Here is a 17,725-nt window from a genome sequence, read left to right on the forward strand (position 1 = left end):
AAAAGTAAAAAAACATGAAAAGAGCATTAAAAACAACATCCTTATTAATAGCAATATTGTTACTTAATTTTAGCTGTAGTAAAGACGATGAAGTTCTGGCAATTAATCTTAAAGATGTAAAAGTAACTATCGATGAAAATCCTGCAAATGGACAGGTTCTTGGTAAAGTTGAAAGCGATAACAGCAGTTCATTAACTTTTAGTATAACAACGCAAACACCAGCAGGAGCGCTGAGTATAAATAAAAACACAGGGGAACTAACCGTTGCCGATGCGACATTGTTCGATTTTGAAACAAACCCTACAATTACGGCTACTGTTTCTGCGAATGGAGCTTTAAACAAAGCTACTGTAACAATTAGTATAAATAACATTAATGAGTTAAATATTCTGGATTTTACAGCTACCATAGATGAAAACCCAACCAATGGGCAATCCCTAGGTACAGTACAAGCCACAGGAGATGCGACATTAAGTTACAGTATCACTTCTCAAACACCAACGGGAGCATTAAGCATAAATACAAGTACAGGAGAGTTAACCGTTGCAGATGCTACCTTGTTTGATTTTGAAACAAATCCAACAATTACAGCAACTGTTGCTGTTGATAATGCTGGAAATATCCAGAATACAAATGCGACAATCAACCTTAATAATGTAAATGAATTAAGTATCCAGCAATTCAATACAACTACTGATGAAAACCCAACCAATGGACAATCGCTGGGTACCGTTCAGGCCAATGGTACTGGTGTCTTAAGTTTTAGTATTGCCTCACAAACACCAGCTGGGGCTTTAAGTATAAATGCCAGTACTGGAGAATTAACAATAGCCGATGCTACCTTGTTCGATTTTGAGACCAACCCTACGATTACAGCAAATATCTCTGTAAATAACTCCGAAAGTACCGAAACAGCTACAGCTACAGTTAATCTAAATGATATAAATGAAATTGGTGAGTTCAAGTTTGGAGGCATCATTTTTTGGTTAAACCCATCTGATAGTAACCACGGTTTGGTCTGTGCAGTTAGTGACGATCCAACTACTCCAATAATTCCGGGTTGGGGTTGTCAAGGCACAAATATAGCTGGAGCTATTGCAACACAGATAGGGCAAGGTCAAACCAATACAACTGCAATTTTAGCTGGGTGCTCTACAGCTGGTATAGCAGCAAATCTTGCATCAAACAGTACTTCTGGAGGTTATACGGATTGGTTTTTACCAAGTAAAGATGCATTACAGGAAATACATACCCACAGAGCAACAATAAATAGTACTGCAACTTTAAATGGAGGATCAAATTTAGCTTCTGGTGTTTTTTATTGGACTTCATCACAAAATGATAGTAATACGGCTTGGTCAATTTATTTCGACAACAATGGAGCGGCATTTTTCCTAAATAAAGGAACAACAGGGAGCAACATAAAAATGCGAGCAGTAAGAGCTTTCTAAAATTTTTGATTCAAAAAAGCAAATCACTTTTAAAACAAGGTGGTTTGCTTATCACTAAAAGGTACCTATTAGTATTACATCCTTCCAAAGACCAAACATTGAAGTCAGGCTTGATACCGGATTAGGTTCTTTATTTAAAAAAACATCATAAGACAGTTCATCCACTACTAAATCTAAATAAAATGAATAAAAACAATACCTATTTCCCGCCAATACATGCAAAAAAAGCAGCTACACGGCAAGACGAAAAGTGGGATAAAGCAATAGCTTTGTTTAACAGCAAACAATACAATAAGGTTTTACCTACAATATTGGATTATGTTGGCAGTCATTTACAAAGCAAAAAAAATGGTAATACCTATGAAATAGCGCATGGATCTGTGGTCATCACGATTACGCAAACAGCAGAAGAACTGTTGATAAAATGTCCTTTCCTGAACATCGAAAATGCTAAAAAAGTACCATTGATGCGTAAGTTGGCAGAAATACGTATGCATCCGCTTAACCTTACCAATGTTACGTTAGAGAATGATCTGGTTTATTTTTCTTTTTCTTGTCCCATAAATTTATGTGAACCCTATAAAATTTACGGTGTACTTAGAGAAATTTGTTACTATGCAGACAGTTATGATGATGAGTTTATAGAAAAGTTTGATGCAACACATCTTCAAGAACCAAACATAACACCTTTACCAGGCAACGTAAAGGAAGAAGCATATTCTAATTATCAAAAAATTATAGAAGAAGGTATACTGCGCTTTGATCATTATATGGAAAATCGCCACGAAAACAATGCCTGGTACACACTAAACATTACTTTAAAAAGAATAGAATTTTATGCAGAACCACAAGGTTATTTACGTACTGTAATTGAAAAAGCCATAGATGGCATTTTTGACAGAAATACTCCTTTTCAGAATCGATTGCTAAATGGTAAGGCAAGTTTAGAAAAGTTACAAAGCTATTCAATCGATAAATTTTCAGAAGATTTATATCAGGTAGAGACATTCATTCCTCATAAGTATAGCGGTAAAAAGGAGAATATCAGAGAAAATTGGGAAGACAGTTATATAGATGCTCGGGAAATGATAGCTAATGCCAGGTTTGAAGATGCTACAAATTTGTTGCAATCCTGCTTCTATGGTCTGTTCTACTATAATCTGGTTGATGAAAGCATCAGTAAACCCATTACCGACGCTTTGGCCCAAGCCAATGAACTGGATTGGAACCAGGCAGCGCATATTTTATTGAAAGGAATGGAAGCCGTTATGGAAGATAATTTCTTGGATAATGATTATGGAATGGATTTATCAAAAATAATGGGAGAACAAATGCAACAATCCATGGCGGCAATGCAGCAAATGATGAAAAACTTTAAAGTAAACTAAACAATGAATATCGTAAATAACATAGAAAATTCAGTTTATAGAATTAATACTTCCAATGGTTCCGGAACAGGCTTTTATAGCCTACAAGATAATATTATTGTAACCAATTATCACGTAGTATCTGGCTGCTTAACGGTAAGTATAGAAGGGCAAGATAAGAATAGATATTTGGCAAGGGTTGTGTATATAAATCAAGGAAAAGACATTGCCTTTTTACAAGCAGAAGATTTACCAAAACCTGCCGAGACCATACTTACAGACCACGATAGTGAAACTACCTCTAGAGATAAAGTGCTGGTGTTGGGGTATCCGTATGGCATGCCCTTTACGGTTACAGAAGGTATTGTGTCTAATCCCAGGCAGATCATAGGAGGTAGTAATTTTATACAAACGGATGCCGCTATCAATCCAGGAAATAGTGGTGGTCCCGTAATTAATGAAAAAGGTGAATTAGTAGGTATCGCAACATCCAAATTTTCGGATGCAGATAATATGGGCTTTGCAATCCCAATAGAAACGCTGCGCGAAGAGCTGGAAATTGTTAATGAATTATCTGGTGAGTATACTATAGGTTGTCCTAGTTGCAATAGTCTAATTGAAGAAAAAACGGATTATTGTCCTAATTGCGGAAATGACATTGATGAAAAACTATTTGAAGAAAATCCGCTTTCAGATTTTAGTTTAAAAGTAGAAGAAGCCATTACTAAATTAGATTTAGATCCGGTTTTGGCAAGATCTGGTAGAGAACGTTGGTATTTTCATCAAGGTAGTGCAGAAATACGAATGTTTGTATATGATAACAATTACTTATTTGCCACCTCTCCACTAAACGATTTACCACGTAAAAATTTAGCTGAAGTATATAAATATATTTTAACCACCGATATAGGGAAGCATAGATTATCCATTTCTAACAATCAAATATTTCTCTCCTATCGCATACATATAAGTGATTTGTATTCAGAAAACAAAGAAGAATTTCTTGAAGACATCGCACAATTGGCTTTAAAGGCAGATGATTTAGACGATATGTTCGTAAATGACTTTGGTGCAAAAATGACACATTATAGTAAATAATTTTATAACCCCAAAACTAAAAATCAATGTGGTTTATATTTCCAACAATTATACTATTGATAGGCTCATTAGGGCTTTATCTTAATATAAAATCCTATAAAAAAGGAGAAACTATTAGTTTCAAAAAACTCATAGTTACAGTAATGCTCATTTTCTTAGGTGGTGGTGTTTTTCTACAAAAAATGGGAGTAGTTGACAATGAACATTTAAAACAATTATTACTTGCTTTTGATAAGGAAGCTAGAGAAGAAATAGAAAAGGAAAGAGAAAAAAAGAAAAAAGAAGCAGAAAAAAAGAGAACAGAAATGTTTAAAAGAATAGGTGAAGATGCTAAGAAATTAAATAAAAATTAAAACTTATGAAAATTAACAAAACCCTACAATACATAGGAGGATTTATTGCAGTGGCATTATTTTTTCTGTTTCAAAACGGAGGAGGTCTGTTTCAAGGATCAGGGGAAAAGGGAGAAATTATAACTATTGAAACCTATAAAGAGTTAAGAAAGCATATTTCAAGTGACGGTAAACGTATTGCATTTATAGGTCGGGCATCTGTTTCAAATGCTAATATTACCAGAAGAATTGGGGCTCCCCTCAACTTAATGTTTCTTACTCCTAACGGTACTTATATAGAGCACCTCCCCTTTCCTTTCGGAAAAGAAGATAAAAACTCTTGTTATTTACCAAATTCTTTTACTCCAGAAGATTTAGTCCTATATGACAATGAAGGTAAGCTACATAAATATGATGAAAATGTTATGATATCATTCACATTAGAGCGCATAACAAATGCCATACCTGAAAAAGATCCTAAGACCAATGAGTATGCCTGGAGGTATAATCAGTTAAGAATTGATCCAGTAGAATAACAAGATTGAAAAATGAAGTTTCCTTCTACCATCATTCTATTATTTGTGACCATATCATCTGGTAAAACGCAAAGAAACCTCAAATAGAAAGAGTATAACCATTAAAAAACAAAAATTATGGGAATAGCGATAATAGTAGCAATAGCAGTTGTATTACTAATTCTTATAGTGGGAGTTATAATTAACAACCAAATAATTGCTAAAAAAAACCAAGTGGCACAAGCCTATGGTAGTATAGAAATTTACCTTAAAAAACGGTTCGATTTAATTCCGAACCTGGTGGCAACCCTCAATAAATACCTAGCACATGAAAAAGAGATCCTTCTAAAAGTTACAGAACTTCGGGGTCAAATAGAAAAGGCAATCGAGCCTAAAGCTAAGATCGAAGCCTCTAATGAATTGACAAAAGTTATGAGTAGTTTGAACATTAATGTAGAGAACTACCCAGATTTAAAAGCCGACACACAATTTATAAACCTTCAGTTTGAACTGTCGGATATAGAAGACCAGATTTCTGCAGCCCGTAGAGCATTTAATGCTGCGGTAACAAGTTATAATAACAAGATACAAATGTTTCCGGCAAGCATTATAGCAGGTATTAGAAAAGATAAAGCAGAAACGCTGCTAGAAATCCCAAAAGCAGAACAAAAAGAAGTAAATATCAACCAATTACTAAACAATTAAAATCGAATATAAATATGCAAATGTTACAAAATTTACCATGGTATGGCTATGTAATACTGGCAATAGGAATTATTTCTTATGCTTATAAATATTTTAAAACAGCCAAAGAAGGTCATGATGAAGCCGATTTAAAAAAAGTTAAATTTAAAACATCAGAAGGCAGCACTCTAACCAGAGAACAACAGTTTGCCATTGCGCTATACACACCCATAGCAGAATGGTGGGGTGCAGATACAAATGCTCTAACATTTCTTAACCCAAAATCTGCAAATCGATACTTAAAAAGATGGCGTATAGATACTAAAGAAGGTTATTGGGACTTAACGGAGTATTTTATGAAAGATGGCAGACGCTGGTACTATAACTTCATTTATAATATGATGAACACTCTACCTGAAGAAGACTGGGAGAAAGTAATGAAGGATTATTTTGGTGATAATGAAAGAGCCTTCAATTATCTAAAAGTGTTAACATCTAATAAAGCACTAAACGAACTCAAACAAAACGGACTTCTTACCTTTGATAATGAAATGGATTTGGGTATTGCCGGGTATGATGCAGCAATTCTGGTAGGACATGCCAGAAAAGCCTATACTACAGGCGTAATTACAGAAGAAGAAGCTTTTAAAGTTATCAAATTTGCAAGAGAACTTGCAATACATCATTTCTCTTCTTGGGAAGAATTTGGGAAAAGTTTTGTTCTCGGCTTTGCTTTTGATCAACAACACCGTGAGCGTTCTTATAGAGAAGAAATATACCATCTCTACAAACAAGTATTAAAAAATCCTGTGAGTCCTTGGAATACTATTAATTGGCCCAATAGTTAAACTATGGAACGTTTAATACAAAAGGTATATGCCGAGGTAAGTAATGAGCTTTCTATTATTTACCAAAAAAGAAAACGTGTCTTGTTCTTTCAAAAAATAATGTGGCTTATCACAGGGGCATATTTTATTTTAATACTATTGAATATAGCAGTCAATTATTTTCCAAATTCAAAAAATAGTTTTTTAAACTTTTTCGAACAGTTTAGGGCCACACCTAATAATCCGTATGTAAATATATATCCCATTATAGGATTGGTAATTTTATTATATCCCACCACATATGGATTTGCAAGGGCATTTCAAAAATTCAAAATAAAGGAAATGCAAATCATAGCCAAAATGGTAAAAATGTTATTTCCAAAGGTAAGTTTTGCCCAAAATACAGCTGTTCCCGCCAACGAAATAGCCAAAAGCAAACTCTTTTCCTGGATAAAAGTAAACTCGTTGATGTATAGTTATGGACAACTACGAAGTTCAACAAATGATAATGTCATCAACATTGCCGATATAGGTATTGTCGAAGAAAATATTTCGAACAAAACCAAGGGTACTTTAATGCATATTCCAATATTAAATATAGTTCTAATAATATACCAGTACGCACTCAAGAATATATTCTCTAACAAATCGGCAGATAATGTCTATTATACGTTTAGAGGAATGTTTTGCTGGTTAAAGTTGAAGAAATCTCTTAATGGACATACGGTAATTTTAACAAATAATCAACGTTCTAAATTAGATCGGTTTTTTAGTACCCATTTTAAGGAAGAACAAAAAATACACTTGGAAGACCCCAGGTTTACCGATCAGTTTATAGTGTATGGGACCGATCAGATCGAAGCGCGTTATGTATTATCTACAGCACTTATGGAACGAATAGTTGCTTTAAAAGAAAAATTTAACCAGCCTATACTCTTATCTTTCCAAAATCAACAAATGTACCTGGCTATAAAAAACGAAAACGGTTTGTTTTCTTTTCCATCTGGAAAATTAGCCAGTATAAAGATTATAGAAGAATTAGCTAATGATATAGAAACGGCTTTACAAATAAGTACTGAATTAAAATTAAACTACAAGCTTTAAAGATACCATCGGGATAGGAAACAAAAAACCTTTCCTATTAAAGCTATAAAACTCAACCTGGTTTTTACGGATGAATTTTTTTTAAGTATCACATTTTTTGGTTCTAAAATCCTGGAAATAAATTTCCTGTTTCTTAAGCCTTAACTAGTCTCTATATTTACTATTGGTGAACAACCTATTATGAAAATGAAACCATTTCGAGAAATAAACCAAAGTGAAGTTGCCAAAAAGAAGTTGAGATCTCTCGCAAAATCATCAAACTTCAATGTTGAGTTGGTGACATTACTGCAAATTATTCTTGGGATTACTATCCTATAGATGGAGAACCAATGGGTTGGGTTCGAGAAGAACAAATGGATACAAAACAACTTTTGAAAGATAGAGAACTGATATTTGATTATCTGGGACTCAAAAATGTTGAGCCTATTTCATAACCCAAACGAAGATGAAGGTTTAAGATATAATGCTAGTGTAATCATTGATAATAATACAGATAAAAATACCTTAATGATATTTTATAAGAGCTTTATAGATAATGCTGACCCACATTTTGCAGAGAAATCAAAACAACGGGTTAAAGAGATTACAGAAAGAGTAAAATAAACGAACAAGAATAAACATATACTAAAAAGAGAAATTCTTTAAAAACCATCTTATTCTTATTTGTAAAACTACTTTAAAACAAGAATAGCATAAAACTATATTAAAAAACTACACCTTTTTCTTTATCAAAACTCTTTTACTAAGAATGAGCATACTTTAAGAGAAACCTGATTTCATTGCAAAAATTAAAAAAAACAGTTAATTCATGGGGTAAAACATCGATTTTACGAACATATAGCAATATGACTATACTCAGAATGTGATTACATTTAAAATCCTTTTTAACCAGTATCACTCAAATTTAAACAATAGTGTATAACATAAGAAAACACAAACAATCATGCACCTTACGGAGGTACAATAAAGTATTTTAAAAAATTAAAGTTTCCCCCTGGATTTTTATAGAATAGAATTGTATTAATGTAAACTAAAATATAATGAAATTTATTTTTCGAAGTGGCATCATATTAATGACACTACATCTTACTATGTTATCTGTTTTTGAGAATAACACAGCATCAAATAAAATACCATATCTTGATTTACTTACAGTAAATACTATTTTTGATTATGGTCAAACACATCATAAAACTTCAAGCAATTTTTCTAAACCTATTCTCTGGTGCTATAACTCTGATATATTGGTTCCTAATGTACTTGATGCTGAGTCTGATGTTACTACCACATGCGGTGAATTTCCTGTTACCATAGAAGGAGGTTTTCCAGGGGCTATTACTTATACATGGGCAAGAGCAGATATTGGTACGACTAATTTTATAGACATTCCTGATCTTCAAAATATATTTCCTCTTTTAGATGCTAATTCAGAAGGAATTTATCAATTAAGAGGATATGATAATACAGGTGTAGAAGTTTCGGGATCTCCTTATGACTTAGTAGTGTATGATGTTTCTAATGCTATTATCTCTGTCGGATATGATATTGAGGAAGAATCTTTTTCGGGTAGATACACTATTACTTCAGAAATAGTTGCTTCTACAACTATTGAAACTATAGGATTTGATACTATTGAATATAGGCTAAACAGGGTTTTAAATAATCAAATAATAGAAGAATATAAACCGTTTCAATTTTCGCCAGTTTTTTCAGATATTCCTCCTGGCGATTATTACATTACAGCCAGATATACAGATTGTCCAGATAGTGAAATTATATCTAATCTTATTATGATTTTAGGATATCCTAAATATTTCACACCAAATGGAGATGGCTTTCATGATACCTGGAGTCTTATTAATATCGAGAATCAACCCTCTGCTTTAATCTATATATTTGACAGATATGGTAAATTATTAATTCAATTAAGAGCTGGTGGCCCTGGTTGGGATGGTACTTATAATGGAAAAAACATGCCTTCTTCTGATTACTGGTTTAAAGTAGAGTTTAATGAACCCAGAGATCCAAATATGCGTAATAGAGTCTTTGCTGGTAACTTTTCATTAGTACGATAATATTTTTATAAAAAATTAAACTAAACTGCGTAATAACGTACAGAGTGTATTTGCCTTCTAAACTAATCCTTTGTAAAAATCAAAAAAAACACTTAATTCATTGGTTAAAATACATTTATTCTACCCATTTGGCAATATATATATAATCAGGTTGTAACTAAATTTGTTATCCTTTTATTAACCAATAATGTATAAACTTAGATAATAATATATATAAGAAAAGCACAAAGCCAATAGATACTTTACATATATATAATTAAGATATTTTAAAAAACTAAAGTTTCCCCCTGGATTTTTATAGAATAGAATTGTATTAATGTAAACTAAAATTATAAATGAAATTTATTTTTCGATGTGTCATTCTACTATTGACACTATACCCTGATACATCACTTGCTCAAAGTAATCCTAGTGCTATACCATTTGATTATTATGTTGTAAAAGATAAAATGCAATATTTTGATTTATCTGCACTAAGTGATCTTTTTGATTTTAAGCAACTCACTGGAGGTAATAAAAACTCATATATTCGTGAAATTCCTGCTCGTGATAGAGGATATCGTCGTAACACGACTGCAGGAATATCTGCTTTTAAAAGTTGGGTGTTTGAAAACTTACCTGCTAATGGAAGAATCTACCAGGATGGAGTAGAAATTACTGCTCCCTCTGCCCTGAATAGGTCAACAGGCTTTATTTATATTCCAAATCCTGGTTTTGAAGGAGTTGACAAAATTAGTTATCACGCTGTAGACATTAGAAACAGGACATCATCTAGTGCAGAAATTATGTTTCATGTCAATGCCGCCGGTAGTTATAAAATGCCTCTTGGATTTCCTAAAAATCAGTGGGGACTATTTATAGATCCACCTGCAGATCCTCCAGAATGGCCTAGCAGAGAATCTGCAAAAGACTGGTATATTGATTCTAAGTGTAATCCTTGTGCTACCTCTGGTAAAGGATATCCTGATCGACCACGTAAGACTCTTCCTGGCAACAGAACAAATTTTGCTCCAGGAGCTAAAGTCGTTTTGGTAGCTAACGGAATTTCTGATCCTTATTATTTGCCTGACGCAGGAGAAACTATTTATAATATTAATGGCACAGCTACAGCACCTGTTTTCTTTGTTGGAGCAGATAACTCCCATATACAACCTGTTATCGCAACCGTACCCAGTAGAAGAAGCACGAGTCGGTTTACTATAATAGGTTCTTATTTTGTATTGAGTGGAATTACCTTTGAAAATGCCACAATACAAGGTAAGGGACGAGAGAATATGCATCATGGAGTTTTGCGTCACTCTGAAGTAAGATATGCCGAAGTAAATAGAGGCTCTGCTGTAAACCTTAATTCTGGTCGAGGAACTTCTGATGAAATGTCAATTTTTGCTACTTCGATACATAATAATGGGCATCGTGATTTTCCTGCAGAAACTTTTGTACATGCGATGGGATGGTATAATTGTGATGATTGCATGATTCTAGATGTATTATCGAGTGGTAATGGTGCTGATTCATTTCAAGCTCTTCAACATAACAGTAATGGTTTAATCAGAATAGGAAGACTTAAAGGACATAGTGAAGGAGAAAATTGTATAGACATTAAAGCCCATAAAGAAGGGGTTTGGGTGGTAGATAGTGATTGCTGGGATATACGAGCTACTTTTAAAAGTAATGGACAATTAATGTATCAAAATGATGATGATGCACCGGAGCAGCATCCTGACAGTAAAATTATCTTTCTTAACAATAGAGGTTGGGGTACCAATGGTACTGCAGGTATAGAATCCGCAATACAGGGAGGTACACATATTATAGCTGGTAATCGATTATTCGGATTGCAAGGAGGAAGAGGTTTTAATATAGAAAACGGAGCAAGAGGTAAAACATATATTCATTTTAACACTGTATCAAATGCAAAGACCGGAATAACAATAATACGTCCTAATGGAGCTTTAACACAAGTGTCAGGTAATGTATTTGATATCAAAAAAGGAAATATCAATGCCAAGATAGTTAGACGAACAGGGGTTGATTTATTTGATTATAATTATTACACAGGAGACCCCAGCTCATTAGAATTTTTATGCTGTGGTAATCGTACACCAGCTAGACGTGTTGGTATAAACGCTTGGAGAGGAACATATGGGCATGACACTAATTCTGTTGCAGGGGCCATTGCTGATTTTAATTTAACTACTCCAGATGATTTTTCATTACAACCTACTTCAGAGTTTATTGATGTATTTACACAAGATCAGGTAGATCAATTTATGCCCGGCATAAGCATTATGCTATCTACAATGGGAATTACCTTTAAGGACTGGAAAAGTGTTGATAGACCTTTCAATACAAAGTATGATGTTGGTGCTGCAGAGTTTGGTACACCTACTCCTCCTGATGCTTTCCCAATAGCACAAAATGATATTATTGATATTGCTCCTGGAAGTGGTACTGTACAAATCATGGTATTACTAGATAATAGCAATGGTCCAGATAGTTTTGGAGCAGATGGCCCCAATACAGGTAGTATTGTTTTTGGTTCAACTGCACCAACAAATGGTACTGCAACCATTAATGATAATGGTACTCCTAATGATCCTACAGATGACTTTATTACTTATACCCCAAATCCAGGGTTTAGTGGTATTGATACATTCACCTACATTATTACTGATGCCGATGGGGATATTAGTGAAGCTACTGTCGTTGTAAAAATAACAGATGACAATCCTATTGCACAAAATGATGAAGTGAACATTCCTCAAGATAGCCCAGTTACAGCTATTTATGTGTTAAACGATAATGGTAATGGTCCTGACGATTTTGGAAAAAATGGACCTGGTTCAACACCTATTACCCTAGGAGCTATTACTCCTACCAATGGAACAGTAATTCTAAATGAAAATGGAACTTTAAATGATCCTTCAGACGATTTTTTTGAATATATCCCAAATGCTGGATATAGTGGTTCCGATCGTTTTAATTATACTATTGCAGATAGCGATGGAGATACCAGTACTGCAGAAGTAATTATAAATGTTATTCCAACCATCACTGTATTGGATGCTGTTGATGACGTCTTTATTGTAGACGAAGACAACCCCGGGATTCTGCTAAATGTATTAGCCAATGATGATTTTGGAAGCAATGGTCCTAATACAGGTAGTATTCTGATAATGACACCACCTACAAACGGTATAGCTACTGTAAACAATGGAGGCACTCCTAATGATCCTACAGATGATCAGATCGATTATGCTCCTGATCCTGATTTTAATGGTACAGATAGTTTCATCTATCAAATTGAGGATGCTTTGGGTAATACAGATATAGCAACCGTATCAATCACGATTATTTCAGTAAATGACTTACCAGATGCTGTAGATGATAGTATTACTATAGACGAAAACACTACGGCAAATCCTATTAGTGTATTAACCAATGATAGTTTTGGAGGCGATGGAGCTGGTACTGTTCCAATTACCATTATAATTGCACCAACAAATGGGGTCGCTACTGTAAATAATAATGGAACTTTCAATGATCCTACAGATGACTTTATCATTTATACTCCTCTTTCAGACTTTGCGGGTACAGATACATTTACCTATCAAATCACTGATGCTAATGGAGATACTGATATTGCAACAGTAACTATTATAGTTAATCCTGTCAATGATCTCCCTAATGCGGTAGATGATACTATTTCTATAGATAAAAACAGCGAAGCAACTACAATAAATGTATTAATCAATGACAGCTTTGGAGGTGATGGAGCTGGTACTGTTCCAATTACTATTATAACTGCACCGACAAATGGCACAGTTACCATAAATGATAATGGCACCCCCAATGATCCTACAGATGGTAGTATTATTTATACCCCTCTTCCAAACTTTGCGGGTACAGATAGTTTTACATATCAAATCACAGATATCGATGGAGATACTGATAATGCAAGAGTGATTATAAATATTATCCAAACGAATAGTAATCCTATTGCACAAAATGATGTTATAACTTTCGAAATGGATAGTGGCCCTCAAATGATTTATGTACTACATGATAATGGTTATGGTAAAGATAGTTTTGGAAATGTTGGTCCGGGTAACAAAGCAATTACCCTGGGAAATACACTTCCGCTTAAAGGGATTGCAACTCTTAATACCAATAATACCGATACACCATTAGATGACTTTGTTATGTATACTTCATTTCCCGAAGCTTATGGTGATGACATTTTTGACTATACCATTACAAATGCTATGGGAGAGATTGATAAAGCGGTAGTTTATATAAATATTACTAAAGAAACTTCTTTTCCTGTTGCAGTCATTACACCAAACCCTACTTCTGGCTTAGCCTATATAGATTTTAGGGTAGAGCGATCAGGAAATTTTAGAGTTATAGATGCAAAAGGAGCTAAAATTTACAATTCTAAGATATTTAAAAACCAACAACTATTAGAAATCGACCTTAGTGTATTGGCCAACGGTGTCTACTATATCAAACTCCAGTTAGATTCGGGATCAACACCTACTTTTAAAGTGGTCAAAGAATAATTATTTAGACATGTAAAGTAAGAAAATAACCTTTTACAATTCTCTAAACACACTGTTGTAAGCACTTACTCTAAAACGTAAAAAACCCTCAATTATGAATATACAATTTTTAAAAACCTTATGTATTCCATTGCTCATTGGGATGATAAGTGTCTTTACTATAAACGACTCTGTTAATAAGCCGCTAGAAGCGAGCAATCAAGATAATATCTGTGAAACAATTACGGATGATACCTGCCCAAAAAACGTAATCACATTAAGTCGAAGCAGTATAAGAGCCGATAGAGAACTACCAATAGGTATCCCCACACCTACTTTTGGATGGAATTTTGACTCTAATGTCTCCCCAACCATTTATGTAGACAATACAAATCCAAATTGTAGCAATAGTGATGGCTCTGCTGCTCGACCTTTGTGTGACTTATTTAAAGGAGGAAGGACAGCTACTTTCAACGCAGGAGACATAGTCGAAATTTCTGGAGGACCATATAACATCCCAAACAATGCGGTTATTAATCTTAACGGAACTGCCAACAACCCTGTAATAATAAAAGGAATAGGACAGATTTTGTATGATGGTAGAGGTAACCGAAGAGAGATTACCTGGCGAGGGCAATATGCTATTGTTGAAAACTTGAAGTTTTTTCATAAATCCCGTCATGTCATACAAGCAGATTATATTGCATTCAGAAATATCGAAGTATCCAATCCGGTAAATGCATTTATCGATTTTAACCCTGTCGTCTCTATCTTTGGGCATGATGTACTTATACAGGACAGCAAAGTATATAATAATATCCGAAACAATGATAAAGATTCTCATGCATTTCAAGCTAGTTCTGGATCACATCATGTATGGATATTATATAATGAAACCTACAATAATAATGGTGATTCATTTCAGGCATGTCACAAGTGCAATACCAATCCTCCTCATCATGTATACATAGGAGGAAACAAAATGCACAATGATCGTGAAAACGCTGTAGATCTGAAATCGGTTAGGGATGTGGTTGTTTCACAAAATATTTTCTATGGCTATCAATCTTCAACTACATCAAATGGTGATGCCTGCGTTGTTGGTAGTACCGGTTTTAATGATGTCACCAATGAAGGGCCCAGAAACATCTATTTTTTGTATAATGAATTTCGTGATAGTACTACAGGTCTTCGTTGTGAAGGGACACAAGATGTATGGTTAATAGGCAATATTTTTAAGGATCTGGATGTGGGAGTACAAATTGATGCCAAAGAACATCGTATCATTTCTATAACCAGCAATACGTTTACAAGAATAGATAATGTAGGGATCAGAGCCTGGGGGTGTCAACCCGATGACCTTATTGTCACCAACAATCTGTTTAAAGATGTAGGAGGGCGACAAGTTGACCTTACCGGTTGCGGTCCTTCTATTTTAAGCGTAAATAATAATTTCGTAGAAGGAAATTTTTCTATGCGCTTTGATGGTACACGATATGATAGTGCCAATGAGTTAAATCAAGAGCCATTTGCGAAAGACAACCTAGAAGGTGATGCCAAACTTAATGTAAATCTAATGCCTCTAGATGGTTCTCCTGTAATCGATGCAGGGGCTCTCTTAGCAAATATCTATGATAAGTTTCGAGCAGATTTTGGAGAAAATATCGCAAAAGATTTTGTAGGCACTTCTCGACCTAGTGGAGCGGCAGAAGATATAGGTGCTTTCGAATTTAATGACGGTACACCACCTAATGGATCTCCTATCGCACGAAATGACACCTCAACGGTAGATCAAGATAGTAGAGACAACATCATTAATGTATTAAGAAATGATGACTTTGGTTCTGATGGACCAAGTTCTGGAGCCATAACTTTGGTAAGCAATCCAAGTAATGGTACTGCAACTGTTGACACCAATGGTACTTCTGGCCCTACAGACGATATTATAAAATATACACCCCGTGCAGGCTATAGTGGTTCCGACTCTTTTTCCTATGAGATTACTGATAGTAGCGGAGATAAAAGTTCTGCCACTGTAACCATTACCATAGACGCAACTCCTGTAAATGATATGCCCATTGCACAAGATGATAATTTTACTATACAAAAAGATAGTAATGATAATATTCTTAATGTAGTATCCAACGATAACTTTGGTGCTAATGGAGCAAAACCTGGAGCAATCGTCATTATAAACACCCCCAGTAATGGTACTGCAACAGTCGACACCAAAGGCACTACCAACCCTGAAGACGATACCATAAAATATACTCCTAATACAGGCTATATCGGTACAGACAACCTAACCTATGAGATCACAGATAAAGATGGTGATAAAGATCAGGCAAATGTAACCATAGAAGTGAGTGTAAACCCACAACCCAATATCGAAACAAGTGATCTAAAAATAAAAATAAAAAACGCCACCTGTCCCAATGTTGCCAATGGTAGTTTTGAAATGACTATCGATCAAAACATTTCTTATAACTTTAACCTAACTATTAACGGGAGTTCATTAAGCACACCAATTCGTACAATAATAAATAAGAACACTCCTTTCTTGTTAGAAAAATTAGCAAAAGGTTATTATCAAGTATGTTTAACCATAGATAGTTTTCCTGATTACAAACAATGCTATGAGATAGCTATTGTTGCTTATGAAGATCTTGTTGTAAAAACACAAGGAATAAAAAACGAAGATAAAACAGCATCCTATCAGGTGGCAGGAAGTACATTTTATGAAGTAAAGGTAAACGAGGAATTATATTCTTTTGAGTATGAAACTACAACGCCTGTCAGCATACAAATTCCTTTAAAAAGTGGTCCCAACAAAATACAGATTGTTGGCAAATCAGATTGTCAGGGCGTTTTTAAAGATACTATTATTTTTAATCCTATTAAGGTCTATCCTACCCTTGTAACGAATCAAATGTATCTTGAAGGATTATCTCGTACCGAACCCGTAGCAATAAAAGTGTTTAATCTGGCAGGTGTATTGGCAAAAGAAGTTAATCTCCTAACCAATAATGGTAAGGTAGAACTCAATTTTGAAAATCTTTCTAATGGACTGTATTTTATTTCTCTAAAAACGAATCATCAAACCTTTAATGTTAAAGCAATTAAAAAATAAGAAAATGAAATATCTAAATACATTAATAGCAGTAATAGTTGTTTTGGCTTTGTGTTCATGCTCTAATGATGATGCTCTACCACCAGTAGAACCTTCTGCAGTAGATTTACTATTTCCAGATAATAATCAAATTTGTCAGGAAGGTGAAATTATAAACTCTGATGTGATTACTATCCCTTTTGAGTGGTCTACAGGTGAAAAAGTCACTAGTTATGGGCTAGAAATTATTTCAATAACTTCTCCAAAAATGAGAAAACTGATTCCGACCACGGATACAAAAGCTACTGTTGAATTATCTCCAGGTACTCAATACAAATGGAAAGTGTTTTCTATCAACGGTTCTGAAACAGCAGTTAGTGAAACCTGGAATTTTTATACCCAGGGAGAAGTGATTACAAATCACGTTCCTTTCCCTGCCGAAATAACTGTAACAGATAATAATAATGGCACTATTGATTTGTCCTGGAAAACTGCAGATATAGATGGAGATATTTCACATTACAACATCTATCTATTAGACAAAAATCCTCCTGCTTTATATAAAGAAAAAGTAACAGCAACCAGTATTAAGGCTATACCTCTTATTTCTGGTAAACGTTAC

At 34.3% G+C, this 17,725-nt stretch carries 14 protein-coding genes; all 14 read left to right on the plus strand.

From position 1 onward, the window contains the following. Positions 1 to 14 precede the first annotated feature (14 nt). Positions 15 to 1,451 carry a DUF1566 domain-containing protein gene (locus Z053_RS0125415; protein WP_025667772.1) on the plus strand — a complete coding sequence of 479 codons (1,437 nt, stop codon included), beginning with the start codon at positions 15 to 17 and terminating at the stop codon, positions 1,449 to 1,451. Positions 1,452 to 1,633: 182 nt separating this feature from the next. After that, positions 1,634 to 2,839, plus strand: a complete 1,206-nt coding sequence (locus Z053_RS0125420) for a type III secretion system chaperone family protein (protein ID WP_025667773.1) — start codon at positions 1,634 to 1,636, stop codon at positions 2,837 to 2,839. A 3-nt stretch (positions 2,840 to 2,842) separates the two neighbouring features. Beyond that, positions 2,843 to 3,916 carry a trypsin-like peptidase domain-containing protein gene (locus tag Z053_RS0125425; protein ID WP_025667774.1) on the plus strand — a complete coding sequence of 358 codons (1,074 nt, stop codon included), beginning with the start codon at positions 2,843 to 2,845 and terminating at the stop codon, positions 3,914 to 3,916. 26 nt (positions 3,917 to 3,942) lie between these two features. After that, complete coding sequence (locus Z053_RS0125430; RefSeq protein ID WP_025667775.1) at positions 3,943 to 4,269, plus strand: hypothetical protein; 327 nt, start codon at positions 3,943 to 3,945, stop codon at positions 4,267 to 4,269. Positions 4,270 to 4,274: 5 nt separating this feature from the next. Next, a complete protein-coding gene (locus Z053_RS0125435; protein WP_025667776.1) occupies positions 4,275 to 4,784 on the plus strand; it encodes a hypothetical protein in 510 nt (169 codons plus the stop codon). A 117-nt stretch (positions 4,785 to 4,901) separates the two neighbouring features. Continuing rightward, positions 4,902 to 5,468, plus strand: coding sequence for a LemA family protein (locus Z053_RS0125440; protein WP_025667777.1), 567 nt, complete (start codon positions 4,902 to 4,904; stop codon positions 5,466 to 5,468). Positions 5,469 to 5,488: 20 nt separating this feature from the next. Further along, complete coding sequence (locus Z053_RS0125445) at positions 5,489 to 6,295, plus strand: DUF1266 domain-containing protein (protein WP_160170148.1); 807 nt, start codon at positions 5,489 to 5,491, stop codon at positions 6,293 to 6,295. 3 nt (positions 6,296 to 6,298) lie between these two features. After that, positions 6,299 to 7,378 carry a DUF3137 domain-containing protein gene (locus Z053_RS0125450; protein WP_025667779.1) on the plus strand — a complete coding sequence of 360 codons (1,080 nt, stop codon included), beginning with the start codon at positions 6,299 to 6,301 and terminating at the stop codon, positions 7,376 to 7,378. Positions 7,379 to 7,564: 186 nt separating this feature from the next. Continuing rightward, positions 7,565 to 7,696 (plus strand): hypothetical protein, encoded by a 132-nt coding sequence (locus Z053_RS32095; protein ID WP_255518911.1) that lies wholly within the window; start codon positions 7,565 to 7,567, stop codon positions 7,694 to 7,696. A gap of 96 nt (positions 7,697 to 7,792) precedes the next feature. Next, positions 7,793 to 7,981, plus strand: coding sequence for a hypothetical protein (locus tag Z053_RS0125455; RefSeq protein ID WP_025667780.1), 189 nt, complete (start codon positions 7,793 to 7,795; stop codon positions 7,979 to 7,981). Between the two features lie 437 nt (positions 7,982 to 8,418). Further along, positions 8,419 to 9,453, plus strand: a complete 1,035-nt coding sequence (locus Z053_RS0125460; RefSeq protein WP_035096856.1) for a T9SS type B sorting domain-containing protein — start codon at positions 8,419 to 8,421, stop codon at positions 9,451 to 9,453. Between the two features lie 335 nt (positions 9,454 to 9,788). Beyond that, the gene (locus Z053_RS30525) at positions 9,789 to 14,015 is read left to right on the plus strand and encodes an Ig-like domain-containing protein (RefSeq protein ID WP_051476146.1); all 4,227 of its coding nucleotides are present in this window, start codon (positions 9,789 to 9,791) and stop codon (positions 14,013 to 14,015) included. Between the two features lie 94 nt (positions 14,016 to 14,109). Continuing rightward, positions 14,110 to 17,124 (plus strand): Ig-like domain-containing protein, encoded by a 3,015-nt coding sequence (locus Z053_RS0125470; RefSeq protein WP_025667783.1) that lies wholly within the window; start codon positions 14,110 to 14,112, stop codon positions 17,122 to 17,124. Positions 17,125 to 17,128: 4 nt separating this feature from the next. Next, a partial coding sequence (locus Z053_RS0125475) for a fibronectin type III domain-containing protein (RefSeq protein ID WP_152538396.1) occupies positions 17,129 to 17,725 on the plus strand: 597 nt, incomplete at its 3' end.

The sequence above is a fragment of the Aquimarina megaterium XH134 genome (assembly GCF_000520975.1).
Lineage (GTDB): Bacteria > Bacteroidota > Bacteroidia > Flavobacteriales > Flavobacteriaceae > Aquimarina > Aquimarina megaterium.